Origin of the sequence: Streptomyces sp. NPDC058985 (genome assembly GCF_042740985.1) — a bacterium.
In the GTDB taxonomy this organism is placed as follows: Bacteria; Actinomycetota; Actinomycetes; order Streptomycetales; family Streptomycetaceae; genus Streptomyces.
The window spans coordinates 35,725-50,852 of sequence record NZ_JBHYJX010000017.1 but is presented as its reverse complement, the minus strand read 5'-3'; the positions used below and the strand labels follow the sequence as shown (position 1 = coordinate 50,852).

Here is a 15,128-nt window from a genome sequence, read left to right as displayed (position 1 = left end):
CTCCGCCCCGCTCCTCGCCCTCGCGGCGGGAGCGACCGGGCCCGCGCACGGTGCCGCCGTGTCCCGGCCCAGCCGGAAGGAGCCCGCGTGACGGAGAACGTCTGGACGAGGTGGCCCTCCAAGGAGTCGCTCCGCCACGAGGGAGTCTCCACCCCCCGTCGCCTGCTGGCCTGGTTCGCGCGCCTGGTGGTGTTCGGGGCGCTGCTGTGGGGAGCGTTCACGAGCAGCCATGTGCACGGCTGGGGCGCGGCCGCGGCGGCCGCCGGACTGCTGGGGGCGGTGTTCCTGGCATGGGCCTACTCCAGGACCACGCTCGCGCACCGGCTGTGGCCCTCCCTGGCGCTCCTCGCGGCGCTGCTGGGGGTGGCGGCCGCCGCCCAGAGCGGAGGCTTCCGGTTGCCCGCCCTGGTCATATGGTGCGCCGGCTCCGTCGCGGCCCTGGAGAGGATGCCCCTCGTGGCGGCCCTGCCGATGACGGCGGTGGCCCTGACCTCCTACGCCGCCGCCGCGGACGACCCGTGGCTGACCACCTTGGCGACGACGGCCGGACTGGCCCTCGCCGGATACGTGCTGCGGCTGGACGCCGAGGGCAGAGGGAGCACCCTACGGCTGCTGGCCCAGGAGCGAGCCGCGCGGGCGGCCGAGGCCGAGTCCGCCGCGCTCGCCGAGCGGGCCCGCATCGCCCGGGAGATCCACGACGTACTGGCGCACAGCCTCTCCGCGCAACTGGTGCACCTGGAGGCGGCCCGGTTGCTGATCGAGCGGGGAGCAGACCGGGAGCGGATCCTCGAGCGGGTGGTGGCGGCGCGTGGCATGGCCCGCGACGGACTCACCGAGACACGGCAGGCACTGTCCGCCCTGCGTGGTGAGCTGACGCCGCTGGAGGACTTCCTGGCCCACCTCGTCCGGACGACCGAGAGTGACGCCGAGGTCACCATTACGGGGGATCGCCGACCTCTGCCGGCGGAGGCGTCGCAGGCCGTGCGCAGAGTGGCCCAGGAGGCTCTGACGAACGCCCGCAAGCACGCCCCGGGCGCCGGCGTGCGGCTGCGCCTGGACTACGGCGCCCATGAGGTGATGCTCGACGTGCGGGACTCCGGAGGCTCGCCCGGCGAACTCACCACCACCGGAGGTGGGTACGGTCTGCTGGGCATGCGGGAGCGTGCCGAACTGCTGGGTGGCTCGCTGCGGGCCGGTCCGGGCGAGGAGGGGTTCGTGGTGACGCTGAAGGTGCCGGTATGACGGAGGAAGCCCGGGGGACGCCCGCGCGGGTGGTCGTCGCGGACGACCAGACCGTGGTGCGGGAGGGGATCGTGATGCTTCTCGGACTGCTGCCCGGCGTCGAGGTCGTGGGCGCCGCGGGCGACGGCGAGGAGGCGGTGCGCCTGGTCGCCGAACTCGCCCCGGACGTGGTGCTGATGGATCTGCGCATGCCCCGCTGCGACGGCGTCGAGGCGACCCGCAGAATCCGCTCCGAGCACCCCGGGACCCAGGTCGTCGTGCTCACGACGTACGCGGACGACGAGTCGCTCTTCCCGGCGTTGACGGCGGGAGCGCGCGGCTATCTCACCAAGGACGCGGGCGGGGACGAGATCGTCCGGGCGGTGCACAGCGTCCTGTCCGGCGACGCGGGGCTCTCTCCCAGCATCCAGCGGCGACTGCTGGAGCACCTGTCCGAGTCCGGGCTCCGGCCGGCCGGCCGCCAGGAGCCGCCGGACGGACTCACCACCCGGGAGACCGAGGTCCTGGTCCTGATCGCCGAAGGGCTCAACAACCAGCAGATCGCGAGCAGAATGCACGTCTCCACGGCGACCGTGAAGACCCACATCAACAACCTGTTCGCCAAGACGGGGCTCAAGGACCGTGCTCAGGCGGTGCGTTACGCCTACGGGAAGGGGCTGGTCCCGCCACCCAGGGGTTGAGTCACCTGAAGGGGTGAAGCGGTAAGGGAAGAAGAGTCGGGGATCTTCCCGTTCTGTCCATCCTTGGGCATGCAGTCAAGCAATGACCGTTCCCGCGGCGCCGGGAGCGGTCCCGAAAGCGCGGTCGACCCCCGCGCCGTGCCGGACCGGGGATACATCGAAGCGGCACCGGACCCCCGGTACGACGACATCCGGTACGACGACCCGTGGTACGACGCGCTCGCCTCCGGCTGGGGTGAGACCGGGGACGCCGGGCCGCCTGAGCCGGTACTGCCGGGGATGCGCAGGGAACCGGCCGGGGAACCGTCCCGGGGTGCGGCCGAGGCATACCTGGAGGTGCAGCGAAGTCCCGCCTTCCAGGAGGTGCGCAGCCGGTACCGGAGGTTCGTGGTGCCGGCGGTCGCCGCCTTTCTCGTCTGGTACCTCGCCTACGTGGTGGCCGCCACCACGGCACCCGAGCTGATGGCCCGTCCGGTGACGGGAGCGGTGAACGTGGCGATGGTCGCGGGACTCGGCCAGTTCCTCACCACCTTCCTGCTCACCTGGGCGTACGCCCGGCATGCCCGGCTGCGCAGGGACCGGGCCGCGCTCGAACTGCGCTGGGACACCCAGGAACTGACCCGCGGCGTACGAGGTGGCGCGTCATGACCGGCGACCACCAGACGCTGGCGCTGCTGCTGTTCAGCACGTTCGTCGCCGTCACGCTGGGCATCACCACGTGGGTGAGCCGCCACCGGCAGGGGTCGGCGGAGGAGTTCTACGCGGGCGGCCGTCTCTTCTCACCGATGGAGAATGGTTTTGCCATCGCGGGCGACTACATGTCGGCCGCGTCCTTCCTCGGCATCTCGGGGCTCATCGCGCTCTACGGCTACGACGGCATGCTGTACTCGGTGGGTTTTCTGGTGGCCTGGCTCGTCGTGCTCTTCCTCGTCGCCGAACTGGTACGCAACTGCGGCAGATTCACCCTCGCCGACGTCGTGGCCTCCAGGATGCGGGAGCGACCGGTGCGGATCGCGGCGGGGACCTCCTCGGTCACCGTGTCCGTCCTGTACCTGGTGGCGCAGATGGTCGGCGCGGGCAGTCTGGTCGCCCTGCTGCTCGGCGGCACCACCGAGGCGGCGCGGACCTGGACCGTCATCGGCGTCGGCGCCCTGATGGTGATCTACGTGTCGCTGGGCGGGATGCGCGCCACCACCTGGATTCAGATCGTGAAGGCGATGCTGCTGCTCGGCGGCACCGTGGCCCTGACCACGCTCGTCCTGGTGCGCTTCCAGGGCGACTTCGACCGGCTGTTGCGCACGGCGGCCGAACGCAGTGGCCACGGCGAGGCGTTCCTCGCGCCGGGGCTGGCGTACGGCGGGGACTGGACCTCCCGCTTCGACTTCATCAGCCTGGGGCTGGCCCTGGTGCTGGGCACGGCCGGGCTGCCGCACATCCTGTCCCGCTTCTACACGGTCCCCACGGCCCGCGCCGCGCGGCGGTCCGTCGTCTGGTCGATCGGACTCATCGGCGGCTTCTACCTGATGACGATCGTGCTCGGCTTCGGCGCCGCCGCCCTGGTCGGGCCGGACGCCGTGCGCGCGTCCAACGCGGCCGGCAACACGGCGGTCCCGCTGCTCGCCCTCGACCTGGGCGGCGGCGCGGGCTCCACCGGAGGGACGGTGCTGTTCGCGGTCGTCGCCGCCATAGCCTTCGCCACCATCCTCGCGGTGGTCGCCGGCATCACCCTCGCGTCCTCCGCGTCCGTGGCCCACGACCTCTACGCGTCCCTGCGCCGCCGCGGGAAGGAGCCGCGCAGCGAGGTCGCCGTGGCGCGGATCGCCGCCGTCGGGATCGGTGCCGTCGCGATCGGACTCGGCCTGCTCGCCCGCGATCTCAACGTCGCGTTCCTGGTGGGCCTCGCCTTCGCCGTCGCCGCCTCCGCAAACCTGCCCGTGCTGCTCTACTCGCTGTTCTGGCGCGGCTTCACCACGCGCGGAGCGGTGTGGGCCGTCTACGGCGGCCTGGTCCCGGCGGTGGTGCTCGTGCTGCTGTCCCCGGTGGTGTCGGGCGGTCCGCAGTCGCTCTTCCCGGACGTCGACTTCCAGTACTTCCCGCTGCAGAACCCGGGTCTGGTCTCGGTCCCCCTGGGCTTCCTCGCCGGCTGGCTGGGCACGGTCACCTCGCCGGAGGTCCCGGACGAGGCCAAGCACGCCGAGACGGAGGTGCGGTCACTGACCGGGGCGGGGGCCGTGTAGCGGGTGGACGGGGGTGCGACTCGCCCGGTTCACGGGCGGGTCGCCCACTCGTAGCGGTGTTCCGGGCGGCCCGCGTCGCCGTACTTGAGCGTCAGCCTGGCCCGTCCCGTGCGCTCCAGGAGCTTCAGGTAGCGCTGTGCGGTCTGGCGGCTCACCCCGGTCCGTTCGGCGATCTCCTGGGCCGAGAGCGGTCCGTCGGACTGCATCAGGCACTGGCGCACCGACTCGGCTGTGGTGGGGGAGTGGCCCTTGGGCAGCCCCGGTTCCGACGGCGCGGACAGGGCGCCGAAGATCCGGTCCACCTCCGCCTGTTCCGCCTCACCGCCTCCGTCGAGGGTGCGCCGCAGCTCCGCGTACGCCTCCAGCTTGGCGCGCAGCCCCGCGTAGGCGAAGGGCTTCACCAGGTACTGGAGGGCTCCCTGCCGCATCGCCGCCTGGACGGTCGACACGTCCCGGGCGGCCGTCACCATGATCACGTCCGTCTGGTGGCCGCGCCGCCGCATCTCCTGGACGACCTCCAGGCCGGTCCGGTCGGGCAGGTAGTGGTCGAGCAGGATCAGGTCGAGGCGCGGCAGTCGTTCCACGCGGCGCAGGGCCTCCACGGCGCTGTGCGCCTCGCCCGCGACGTGGAAGCCCGGCACCTTCTCCACGTAGGCGGCGTTGACCCGCGCGACCCGCGTGTCGTCGTCCACGACCAGGACCTCGATCATCGGGACTCCTCCTCGGCAGCGGTGTTCACGGGCGCGGGGGCCGGTACCGCGCGGGCGGTGGGGACGGGTTCCATGCTCGCCTCCGCCAGTGCCTCGGGCAGGACGACCACGAATTCCGCGCCTCCGCCGTGCGCCGCGCCGACGGTGGCGCTGCCGCCCTGCCGCTCGGCCAGCCTGCGCACCAGCGACAGCCCGATACCGCGTCGCCGGTGCGTCGGCGGCTCCTTGGTCGACCATCCCGCCGTGAACACCAGCTCGCGGTGTTCCGCCGGGATCCCGGGCCCGGTGTCGCGCACCCGGAGCGTGACGGCGCGCCCCTGTGCGCGCAGTTCGACCTCCACGCGCGCGTGCGGTGTCCCCGAGGCGGCGTCGAGAGCGTTGTCCACCAGGTTGCCGACGATCGTGACGAGCCCCCTGGGGTCGACCAGCCCGTCCGGCAGGCGCGTCCGGTCCGACACCCCGAGGGGCACTCCGCGTTCCGCCGCGACGGTCGCCTTGCCGACCAGCAGGGCGGCCAGCAGCGGGTCCTGGATCCGCTCGGTGATCTGCTCCGCGGTCACCCGGTGATCGCCGACCACCTCCCCGACGAACTCCACGGCGTCGTCGTACATCTCCAGTTCGAGCAGCCCCAGCAAGGTGTGCATGCGGTTGGCGTGCTCGTGGTCCTGGGCGCGCAGGGCGTCGATCAGGCCGCGCGTCGAGTCCAGCTCCCGGCCGAGCTGCTCCAGCTCGGTGCGGTCGCGGAGGGTGGCGACCGCACCGCCGTCGTCGGTGGGCATCCGGTTGGCCACCAGAACCCGCTGGCCGCGGACGGTCAGCAGGTCGGTGCCGGTCACCCGGCCGGCCAGGACATCGGCCGTGCGCCCCGCGCCGAGCGCCTCGTCGGGGGAGCGGCCGACGGCCTCGGCGCCGAGGCCGAGCAACCGCTGCGCCTCGTCGTTGAGCAGCCGCACCCTGCCCCCGCGGTCCAGGGCGACCACACCCTCCCGGATGCCGTGCAGCATGGCCTCGCGCTCCGCGAGCAGGCCCGCGATGTCCGAGAAGGCCAGGTCGCGGGTCTGCCGCTGCACCCGGCGCGAGATGAGCCAGGCCGCCAGCGCGCCCACGGCCAGGGCGCCGCCGGCGTACGCGAACAGGCCCGGGATGGCGTGGATCAGCCGTGCCCGCACGCTGTCGTAGGCGATGCCGACCGAGACCGCTCCCACGATGTCGCCGTCGGTGGCGCGCAGGGGCACCTTGCCGCGTGCGGAGCGGCCGAGGGTGCCGTCGTCGATCTCCATCACGTCATGTCCGGCCAGCGCCTGCCCGGGGTCGGTCGAGACGACCTCGCCGATCCGTGACGGGTCGGTGTGCGACCAGCGCACGCCCTGCCGGTCCATCACGACGACGTACTCGGCCTGCGTGGCCTTCCGGATCCGCTCCGCCTCCGTCTGCACCGGCCCGTCCGTCGCCGGACGGGTGGTCCGCACTTCCTCGGCGACCTGCGGCTGCTGCGCGGTGGTCTGCGCGATCGCCAGCGCCCGGCGCATCGCCTGGTCGTCCAGCTGGTCACTGAGCGGCGCCAGGAACAGCCCGGTCGCGAGCACCGCGACTCCCGCGGCGATCGCCAGCTGCATCAGCAGCACCTGCGAGAACACCCGCCGCGGCAGGCCGAGGCGCCTGCGGCGTACTGGGGGAGTGGAGCTCATACCCATGACCGTACGTGGGAGGTGGGGGCATCCCGTAGAGGGATGTGGCGCGGATCTCCCGTAGGCGTTCCGGGCGGGCGGGTGCGGCTCGCGTCCGGGCGGGCCGGTGCGTCAGCTCGCGAGCGCCGCCGTCACGGTCAGTGCGCGCACCGCCGCGATCTCCATACGCGCCGGCGAGCCGAGGACCGAGGCCCCGCAGCTCTCCGGGCGCGGCGACGACGCGCCCTGGGCGACGGTGACCCGCCAGTGCCGCCCGTCCGCGTGGGCCAGGGTCACCTCCCAGCGGGGTGCGGCGCCGTCCGTCCGTACGACGCTCAGCGCCCCGGCCGCGTCCTCGCCCAGCGTCGAGCGCAGGGCCAGCTCGGCGGCCTGTCCGGGACGTTCCCACGCGGAGTTCCCGCGGCAGCCCTCGACGACGATCCGGCCCTCCCGCGCGCGGTGCACGATCTCCTTGACGTCGTGGGCCTGGACGCGGCCGTAGACGTATCCGTGGGGCAGGACGAGCACGGTCGGCGAGAAGCGGTGGCCTCCCAGGTGCGTGATCTCCCAGACGCCCGACGCCCCGGAGGCGGCGAGTTCGGCCGCCAGCGGGCGGCCGAGGAGTGCGCAGCAGCGGTCCCGCTTGCCGTTGGTGCAGACGAGAGCCAGGGGATCACCGATATGGGGGCCGCCGTCGAGGGCCGAGTCGAAGCCGCGGTGATCGCCCCGGCCGAGCGCCGCGAAATCGAGGTCGAGCAGTCGCCGGGGATCCCTGATCGTGGTGGCGTGCACCCACACGTTTCCCGGCACGGTGTGGGCGGCGTACACCCTGCGTTCGACCGGAGTGCCGCGGTCCGCGTGCCGTCCGGGCCGGCGGATGAGCGCGACGCGCACACCCGTACCCTTGACCGCCTCTTCCAGGGTGCGGCCGAGCGCGGGGTCCAGGTGGCTCGACGTCAGCGCCTTGGCGCCCCACGGGCCGGGCTGTTCGAGAAGCAGCCAGGTCGTCGCGGTGGGCGCGGTGCCCGAAACGGGCTCGTCGAGGTCCCAGGAGACGGTAGAGCACGTACTCACAGAGGTGAGCCTAACCTGACTTGCCGCGCGGTGACTGCCCACCGCGCGGGAACGCTACTCCGGCAGTGGCTGCGGCGGCCGCGGGCCCGTGTAGAGCCCACTGGGCCGCATCCGCAGGGGGCGCTCCCCGTACTCCTCCAGCGCGTGCGCGATCCAGCCCGCCGTGCGGGCCACCGCGAAGATCGTCTCGGCCGCTGAGGGCGCCATGCCGGAGGAGGCGGTGAGGACGGCGAGGGCCAGGTCGACGTTGGCGTGCAGCGGGGTGTGGCGGGCGGCGGTGGCCTCGACGTCCCGGGCCGCGGCGAGCGCGGGCCCGGCTCGCGGGATGTCCTCCAGGATCGCGAACAGGGCACGCGCGCGTGGGTCCTCGCCGGGGTAGAGGCGGTGCCCCAGGCCCGGGATGCGCCGGCCGGCCCGCAGTTCCTCGGCGATCACGGGCGCCGCGTTGCCCTGGTCGAGCACCTCCAGCAGCATCCGGTGCGCGAGCCCGCCCGCGGCGCCGTGCAGTGGCCCCTCGATCACGCCGAGCCCGGCGGACACCGCGGCGTAGGCGTGCGCCCGGGCCGACGCCGCCACGCGCACGGCGAGCGTGGAGGCGGCCAGGTCGTGGTCGACGAGCAGGGAGAGTGCGGTGTCCAGGGCGTGCAGTGCCGGCTCGTCGGCGGGACGCCCGCTGAGCCGGGTCCACAAGCGGTGGGCGAGGGGGGCGCGGTCGTCGCCGTCGCGCGCTACGGGCGGCAGCGCGGCGACGAGGGTGGGGATGAGGATGCGCGCGGTGCCCAGGACCGCGTCCTCGGACAGGTCGAAGCGGAGCGGGTCCGCGACCGCGGCGGCGATCGCCGCGACCCGCAACCGGTCCGTGGGGGCGGCGTGTTCGGGCAGGGCGCCGACGGCCCGTCGGGCGACGGCCACGGAGGACTCGGGCGCGGAGAAGGCGGCGGGGGAGCGCAACTCCCCGGTCCAGAGCCATTCGGCGACCTCTTCGTAGCTGTGGCGCGCGGCGAGTTCGACCGCGTCGACGCCCCGGTAGTAGTACCGGTCGCTCTCGATGAGCGTGATGCCGGTGCGCACGGCCAGTTCCTGACCGGAGGCCGCAGGGGCGCCGGTGTCGCGCCGGTTGCGCCGGGCGAGGGCCCGCACCTCCTCCGCGTCGAAGGTGCTGCCCCGGCCGTCGTGGGTCCGTCGGCTGCCGAGCCGGCCGCGGCTGACGTACGCGTACACGGTCTCGGGCTTCACACTGAGGAGTTCGGCCGCCTCCTTGGTGGTCAGGCGCCGTTCGGCGTCGTCCGGGCGGCCGGGGTCTTGATCGCGCATGGGGTCACCGTATCGATCCTGGGGGTTTGTTCTGGACCGAACATTGATTCAATCAATATTGACAATCTTCTGGTCAAGTATAGATAGTTGAATCAAGTTCAAGGAGGTAATCATGTCTGTCAACAGAACCGCGGCCGGCCCGTCCCCAGCGGCGCCCGTCGAGGTGCCGCGCGGGCTTGCCGGCGTCGTGGTGGCCGAGACCGAGGTCGGCGACGTGCGGGGGCTCGAGGGCTTCTACCACTACCGCCAGTACTCGGCCGTCGAGCTGGCGCGCAGCCGCGGCTTCGAGGACGTCTGGCATCTGCTGGTGCACGGCGAACTCCCGGACGCGCGGCGCGGGGCGGCCTTCGCCGCCGAGACCGCGGCGATGCGGAGCCTCCCCAGAGCGGTGCGCGCGGCGCTCCCCGCCATCGCGGCGGCCGGCGGGCACTCCGGCCCGCTCGCCGGCATGCGCACGGCCCTGTCGCTGCTGGGCGCGGCCCGGGGCTTCAGGCCCGTGTACGACCTGTCGGCCGAGCAGCGCCGCCAGGACACCCTGGTGGCCGCGGCCGCCGTCCCGACGCTGCTGACCGCCCTGCACCGGCTGGCGCACGGACTCGACCCGGTCGAGCCCCGCGAGGACCTGTCCTACGCGGCGAACTACCTCTACATGTTGACGGGCGAGGAGCCGGACGCCCGGCGCACACGGGCGATCGAGCAGTACTTGATCTCCACCATTGACCACGGCTTCAACGCGTCAACGTTCACCGCGCGGGTCATCGCCTCGACGGGCGCGGACGTGGCGGCGGGCCTCACCGGCGCCGTGGCGGCGCTGTCCGGGCCCTTGCACGGCGGTGCGCCCAGCCGGGCGCTGGACACCCTGGACGCCATCGGCACACCGGAGCGCATCGACGGCTGGATCCGCGAGCGGGTGCTCGCCGGTGACCGCATCATGGGCTTCGGCCACGCCGTGTACCGCACCGAGGACCCGCGCTCCAGGATGCTCCGTGAGGTGGCGCAGGGGTTCGGGGGTCCGCGCGTGGAGTTCGCCGTCGAGGTGGAGCGCCGGGTCGAGGCGATCCTCGCGGAGCTGAAGCCGGGGCGGGAACTGCACACCAACGTCGAGTTCTACGCGGGCGTGGTCATGGAACTGTGCGGTCTGCCGCGCGAGATGTTCACCCCGACGTTCGCCGCGGCGCGGGTGGTGGGCTGGAGCGCGAACATCCTCGAACAGGCGCGGGACTCGAAGATCATCCGTCCGGCGGCGCGGTATGTGGGGCCGGGGGCGCCGGTCGGGGTGCCGGCGGTGGCCTGAGAAACGAGTTGGCCTGGTGCCGTTCGGGCGCCAGGCCTGGTCGAGGGGGCGTCGGGCATGGACGGGGTGCCGGATGCCTCGACGGTGGCGTGTCCGGCGCGGGCGGGCGGTGGGTGCGGCCGGAGAAACGGGGTGCGTCAGGCGTCGGGGATGTCCGCCTTGGCCCGGATCAAGGTCTCCCGGCTCACGACGACGATGCGTTCGTAGTCGGCGCGGGCGGCGTCGGCGGGCAGTTCACGCTCCAACGCCTCGGTGGCCTCGGTGCCGATGACGGCGAAGTTGCCGTCGCTCAGTTCGAAGACGTCCGGGCAGGTGGATCCGGTGGTACTGCCACGAGCGCTGGGAGGCACACCGATGCGGCGCACGATTTTCAAGGGGTACCGGTCCTTAGAGGCAGGGGCTGGCGGAGTGACGAGGCCACACCGTACTGGGTGATCGCTGACCGCGTCGGCCCGTACGCCGAGAGACACTCCGTCATCAACCGCCATTAACTCCGTTGGGTGGCCTCAGTCGTTCGGAGGCGTGCCCACGACCCACCACTCTTCCGTGTCGGCCTCGTCCAGGTCCCTGACGAGAGCGTCGACCACCCGTCCCAGACGGGCTTCCTCGGAGCGCTCGTCGAGGGAGGCGCGCATGTTCCTCGACGCCTCCCAGTACTCACGGAAGATCGGACTCTGGAAGAACTCCCGCAGGCGCCCCTGGAGTCCTTCCTGATCCAGGAGTCCTGCCTGGTGAACGTGGTAGAGGTTCACGTACCAGGCGTTCGCGTAGAAGAACTGGCGGCGTCGTTCGGCCGGGATGCCCTTGTCGTAGGTGTCGATCACCTCGGCCAGGGACGGGTCGTCGATCGCCCTGGTGAGCAACTCCCAGTGCATACGCTGCTGATGCGCCAGCGACTGCCGCCGACTGGTCAGCTCCTCCAGCTCCAGTATTCGCTCCTGCAAGCGCACCGTCTCCAGCCGCCACTGCCGCGCGGCCAGCGACAGTCCCGCCGTGGCGAGCAGCAGCCCGGTCGCCGCGGAGCCGAACCTCCCCGTGATCTTCTTGCGTGTGGCCATGTCAACCCCCGATTCAGGCGACCGCCCGCCGGTCGTCGAGTGCGGGTCGGCTGACGGGGACCGGCGAGCGATGGGCGGCGCGTGCCACCTCCAGAGTGCCGAGCGGCGCTGATCGGCGGGGAGGCGGAGAGGAGGCGCACGGAGGGAAGCGAGGGTCGCACACTCCGGCGCCTTGCCAGACGCATGCCCCGAGAGTGCTGCTAACAATCGTTCACTCCGCGTCGGTCGCGGCGACTCGTATCCTGAGCAGGCCATTCCGCGCGCGGTGCAGGACTCCCGCGCAACGGCGCACGCGTAGGTGAGAGAGAGGTCGCACGGTGGGGCAGCGCCCGACACGCCAGCAGATTCCGGTCGTCGTACTCGCCGGGTTCCTCGGCTCCGGGAAGACCACACTCCTCAACCACCTCCTCCACCGCAGCGGAGGCAACCGGATCGGCGCCGTCGTCAACGACTTCGGCTCGATCGAGATCGACGCGATGGCCGTCGCCGGCGCCCTCGGCGACTCCACCGTGTCGCTCGGCAACGGCTGCCTGTGCTGTGCCGTCGACGTGGGCGAACTCGACGGGTACCTGGCGCGGCTCGCCCGGCCCGAGGCCGGCATCGACGTCATCGTCATCGAGGCGAGCGGCCTGGCCGAGCCGCAGGAACTCGTACGCATGGTGCTCGCCGGCGAACAGCCGGAGGTCGTCTACGGCGGACTCGTCGAGGTCGTCGACGCCGCCGAGTTCGACGACACGCGCGCCCGGCACCCCGAGATCGACCGGCACCTGGCCCTCGCCGACCTGGTCGTGGTCAACAAGACCGACCGGGCCGAGGACGCCGAGCGCGTGCTCGCCCTCGTCCGCTCGCTCAGCGACGGCGCCGCCGTCGTGCCCGCGACCTACGGCCGGATCGACCCCGCGTTCCTCTACGAGTGCCGGCCGAGCGAGGAGCGCGTGGGGCAGCTGTCCTTCGACGACCTGCACGACCGCGACGCGCACGGCGCTCACGCCGAGCACCTCCACGCGGCGTACGACACCCTCTCGTTCGTCTCCGACGAGCCGCTCGACCCGCGCCGGCTCATGCGGTTCCTCGACAGCCGGCCCGAGGGCCTGTACCGGATCAAGGGGTACGTCGACTTCGGCCCGTCCGACCCGCGCAACCGGTACGCCGTGCACGCCGTGGGACGCTTCCTGCGCTTCTACCCGGAGCCCTGGCCGCCCGGCGCCGCCCGCCGCACCCAACTCGTCCTCATCGGCTCGGGCATCGACGCGCCCGCCCTCGACAAGGAACTCGACGCCTGCCGCAGCGACACCCCGCACGCCGACGAGCACGGCATGTGGGGCGTCCTGCGCTACGTACCGTCCCCGGACGGCGCATCCCCGGACGGTGAGGAGCCGTCCACCGCCTAGGCGGGGCCCGCCACCACCGACACCGTCTTCGGCAGCGACACGCCGGAGCCGTCGCGGCGCGGGTCGATGTCCGGGAGCTGGGCCGGTGTGCCGTTCTTCTGGGCGGCCAGCGCCGGGGTCGGGCCCGCCCAGGCGAAGGCCAGGCAGTCCTCGCCCTTCAGGAAGCGCTGGCAGCGCACGCCACCCGTGGCGCGCCCCTTGCGGGGGTACTGGTCGAACGGCGTGAGCTTGGCCGTGGTCTGCACGGAGTCGTCCAGGGTGCCGCGCGAACCGGCCACCGTGAAGACCACCCCGTCCACGGCCGGGTCCACCGCCGTGAAGGAGATGACCTTGGCTCCGTCGGTGAGCTTGATGCCCGCCACACCGCCCGCCGGGCGGCCCTGCGCGCGCACCTGCGAGGCCTGGTAGCGCAGGAGCTGCGCGTCGTCCGTGATGAAGACCAGGTCCTCCTCGCCGGTGCGCAGCTCGGCGCCGCCGACGATGCGGTCGCCCTCCTTGAGGGTGATGACCTCCAACTCGTCCTTGTTGGAGGGGTAGTCGGGCACCACCCGCTTGACCACGCCCTGCTCCGTGCCGAGCGCCAGGCCCGGCGAGGACTCGTCCAGGGTGGTCAGGCAGACGACCGTCTCGTCGTCCTCCAGGGACACGAACTCGGCCAGCGGCGCGCCGCCCGCCAGGTTGGGCGCCGGCATGGACTCGGGGAGCTGGGGCAGGTCCACCACGTTCACCCGCAGCAGGCGCCCGGCGGACGTCACCACGCCGACCTCGCCGCGCGCGGTGGCCGCCACCGCCGAGACGATCAGGTCGTGCTTGACGCGCTTGGCACCGGCCTCCGTGACCAGCGGATCGGCGTTCGCGGTGCGGGCCAGCAGGCCCGTCGAGGAGAGCAGCACCCGGCACGGGTCGTCCGCCACCTGGAGCGGCACGGCGGCGACCGGGACGCCGCCCGACTCCAGCAGCGTCGTACGGCGGTCGGTGCCGAACTTCTTGGCGACCGAGGCCAGCTCGGCGGAGACCAGCTTGCGCAGCTCCGCGTCCGAGTCGAGGATCCGGGTCAGCTCCTCGATCTCCGCGTTGAGCCGCTCCTTCTCGGCCTCCAGCTCGATGCGGTCGTACTTGGTGAGCCGGCGCAGCGGCGTGTCGAGGATGTACTGGGTCTGCACGTCGCTCAGCGAGAACTGGTCCATCAGGCGCTGCTTGGCCTGCGCGGAGTTCTCACTGGAGCGGATGACGCGGATGACCTCGTCGATGTCGAGCAGTGCGGTGAGCAGGCCCTCCACCAGGTGCAGCCGGTCGCGCTTCTTGCCCCGGCGGAACTCGCTGCGGCGCCGCACGACGGTGAAGCGGTGGTCGAGATAGACCTCCAGCAGCTCCTTGAGGCCCAGCGTGAGGGGCTGGCCGTCCACCAGAGCGACGTTGTTGATGCCGAAGGACTCCTCCATCGGCGTCAGTTTGTAGAGCTGCTCCAGGACCGCCTCGGGCACGAAACCGTTCTTGATCTCGATGACCAGACGCAGTCCGTGTTCGCGGTCGGTGAGGTCCTTGACGTCCGCGATGCCCTGGAGCTTCTTCGAGCCCACCAAGTCCTTGATCTTCGCGATGACCTTCTCGGGACCGACCGCGAAGGGCAGCTCGGTGACGACGAGGCCCTTGCGCCGGGCCGTCACCGTCTCCACGGACACCGTCGCGCGGATCTTGAAGGTGCCGCGGCCCGTCTCGTACGCGTCCCGGATGCCGGGCAGGCCCACGATCCGGCCGCCGGTGGGCAGGTCGGGGCCCGGCACGTGCTTCATCAGGGCGTCGAGATCGGCGTTCGGGTGCCGGATCAGGTGCCGGGCGGCGGCGATCACCTCGCGCAGATTGTGCGGCGGCATGTTCGTCGCCATGCCGACCGCGATGCCGGAGGCGCCGTTGACCAGCAGGTTCGGGAAGGCGGCGGGCAGCGCCACCGGCTCCCGCTCCTGGCCGTCGTAGTTGGGCCCGAAGTCGACGGTGTCCTCGTCGATGGAGTCCGTCATCAGGCTGGTGGCCTCGGCCATCCGGCACTCGGTGTACCGCATGGCGGCCGGCGGGTCGTCGTTGCCCAGCGAGCCGAAGTTGCCGTGGCCGTCCACCAGGGGGACGCGCATCGAGAAGGACTGGGCCATGCGCACCAGCGCGTCGTAGATGGACGCGTCACCGTGCGGGTGCAGCTTGCCCATGACCTCGCCGACGACGCGGGCGCACTTCACGTAGGAGCGCTCGGGCCTGAGGCCCATCTCGCTCATCTGGTACACGATCCGGCGGTGCACCGGCTTGAGGCCGTCGCGGGCGTCCGGCAGTGCACGGGAGTAGATGACCGAGTACGCGTACTCGAGGAAGGAGCCCTGCATCTCGTCGACGACGTCGATGTCGAGGATCTTCTCCTCGTACGAGTCGTCGGGCGGCGGGGTCTTCGTACTACGGCGGGCCATCGCTGCCG

13 protein-coding genes are annotated in these 15,128 nt (G+C 72.4%); 6 read left to right on the top strand and 7 right to left on the bottom strand.

Annotated elements, in window-relative coordinates; translation table 11 throughout:
* Positions 1-87: 87 nt before the first annotated feature.
* The 4 genes from ACFW01_RS17495 to ACFW01_RS17480 all read left to right on the top strand — a co-directional run bounded on the left by ACFW01_RS17495 (position 88) and on the right by ACFW01_RS17480 (position 4,159).
* Positions 88-1,242, top strand: coding sequence for a sensor histidine kinase (locus ACFW01_RS17495; protein ID WP_384504395.1), 1,155 nt, complete (start codon positions 88-90; stop codon positions 1,240-1,242).
* Entirely contained in the window at positions 1,239-1,922 is a 684-nt protein-coding gene (locus ACFW01_RS17490) for a response regulator (protein WP_384504393.1), read from the top strand. Before ACFW01_RS17495 ends, ACFW01_RS17490 begins: the two co-directional genes overlap by 4 nt.
* Before the next feature lie 69 nt (positions 1,923-1,991).
* Complete coding sequence (locus ACFW01_RS17485; protein WP_384504391.1) at positions 1,992-2,570, top strand: DUF485 domain-containing protein; 579 nt, start codon at positions 1,992-1,994, stop codon at positions 2,568-2,570.
* Positions 2,567-4,159: a cation acetate symporter gene (locus tag ACFW01_RS17480; protein WP_384504389.1), complete on the top strand. Its 1,593-nt coding sequence runs from the start codon at positions 2,567-2,569 to the stop codon at positions 4,157-4,159. The genes ACFW01_RS17485 and ACFW01_RS17480 overlap by 4 nt, the downstream gene beginning before the upstream one ends.
* Before the next feature lie 29 nt (positions 4,160-4,188).
* Here the strand turns inward: ACFW01_RS17480 and ACFW01_RS17475 are convergent, their stop codons facing one another.
* From ACFW01_RS17475 to ACFW01_RS17460, 4 genes are all read right to left on the bottom strand, one after another.
* On the bottom strand, positions 4,189-4,869 hold the full coding sequence (locus ACFW01_RS17475) for a response regulator (RefSeq protein ID WP_234958483.1): 681 nt from the start codon (positions 4,867-4,869) through the stop codon (positions 4,189-4,191).
* Positions 4,866-6,557, bottom strand: a complete 1,692-nt coding sequence (locus tag ACFW01_RS17470) for an ATP-binding protein (RefSeq protein WP_384504387.1) — start codon at positions 6,555-6,557, stop codon at positions 4,866-4,868. Before ACFW01_RS17470 ends, ACFW01_RS17475 begins: the two co-directional genes overlap by 4 nt.
* A 111-nt stretch (positions 6,558-6,668) precedes the next feature.
* Positions 6,669-7,610: a sucrase ferredoxin gene (locus ACFW01_RS17465; RefSeq protein ID WP_384504385.1), complete on the bottom strand. Its 942-nt coding sequence runs from the start codon at positions 7,608-7,610 to the stop codon at positions 6,669-6,671.
* A gap of 54 nt (positions 7,611-7,664) precedes the next feature.
* On the bottom strand, positions 7,665-8,924 hold the full coding sequence (locus tag ACFW01_RS17460; protein ID WP_384504383.1) for a citrate synthase: 1,260 nt from the start codon (positions 8,922-8,924) through the stop codon (positions 7,665-7,667).
* Between the two features lie 112 nt (positions 8,925-9,036).
* Between ACFW01_RS17460 and ACFW01_RS17455 the strand changes: the two genes are divergently transcribed.
* On the top strand, positions 9,037-10,218 hold the full coding sequence (locus tag ACFW01_RS17455) for a citrate synthase/methylcitrate synthase (protein ID WP_234958487.1): 1,182 nt from the start codon (positions 9,037-9,039) through the stop codon (positions 10,216-10,218).
* A 137-nt stretch (positions 10,219-10,355) separates the two neighbouring features.
* On the opposite strand, the gene ACFW01_RS17450 is transcribed toward ACFW01_RS17455, so the two are convergent.
* Positions 10,356-10,592, bottom strand: a complete 237-nt coding sequence (locus ACFW01_RS17450) for a hypothetical protein (protein ID WP_122618478.1) — start codon at positions 10,590-10,592, stop codon at positions 10,356-10,358.
* Positions 10,593-10,724: 132 nt separating this feature from the next.
* A complete protein-coding gene (locus ACFW01_RS17445; protein ID WP_234958488.1) occupies positions 10,725-11,276 on the bottom strand; it encodes a DUF6082 family protein in 552 nt (183 codons plus the stop codon).
* Positions 11,277-11,593: 317 nt separating this feature from the next.
* Here ACFW01_RS17445 and ACFW01_RS17440 point away from each other — a divergent pair, with 317 nt between their 5' ends.
* Entirely contained in the window at positions 11,594-12,667 is a 1,074-nt protein-coding gene (locus ACFW01_RS17440; RefSeq protein ID WP_384504380.1) for a CobW family GTP-binding protein, read from the top strand.
* Here ACFW01_RS17440 and ACFW01_RS17435 read toward each other — a convergent pair.
* The gene (locus ACFW01_RS17435) at positions 12,664-15,120 is read right to left on the bottom strand and encodes a DNA topoisomerase IV subunit A (RefSeq protein ID WP_234958490.1); all 2,457 of its coding nucleotides are present in this window, start codon (positions 15,118-15,120) and stop codon (positions 12,664-12,666) included. The two genes, ACFW01_RS17440 and ACFW01_RS17435, sit on opposite strands and share 4 nt — an antisense overlap.
* Positions 15,121-15,128: the final 8 nt, after the last annotated feature.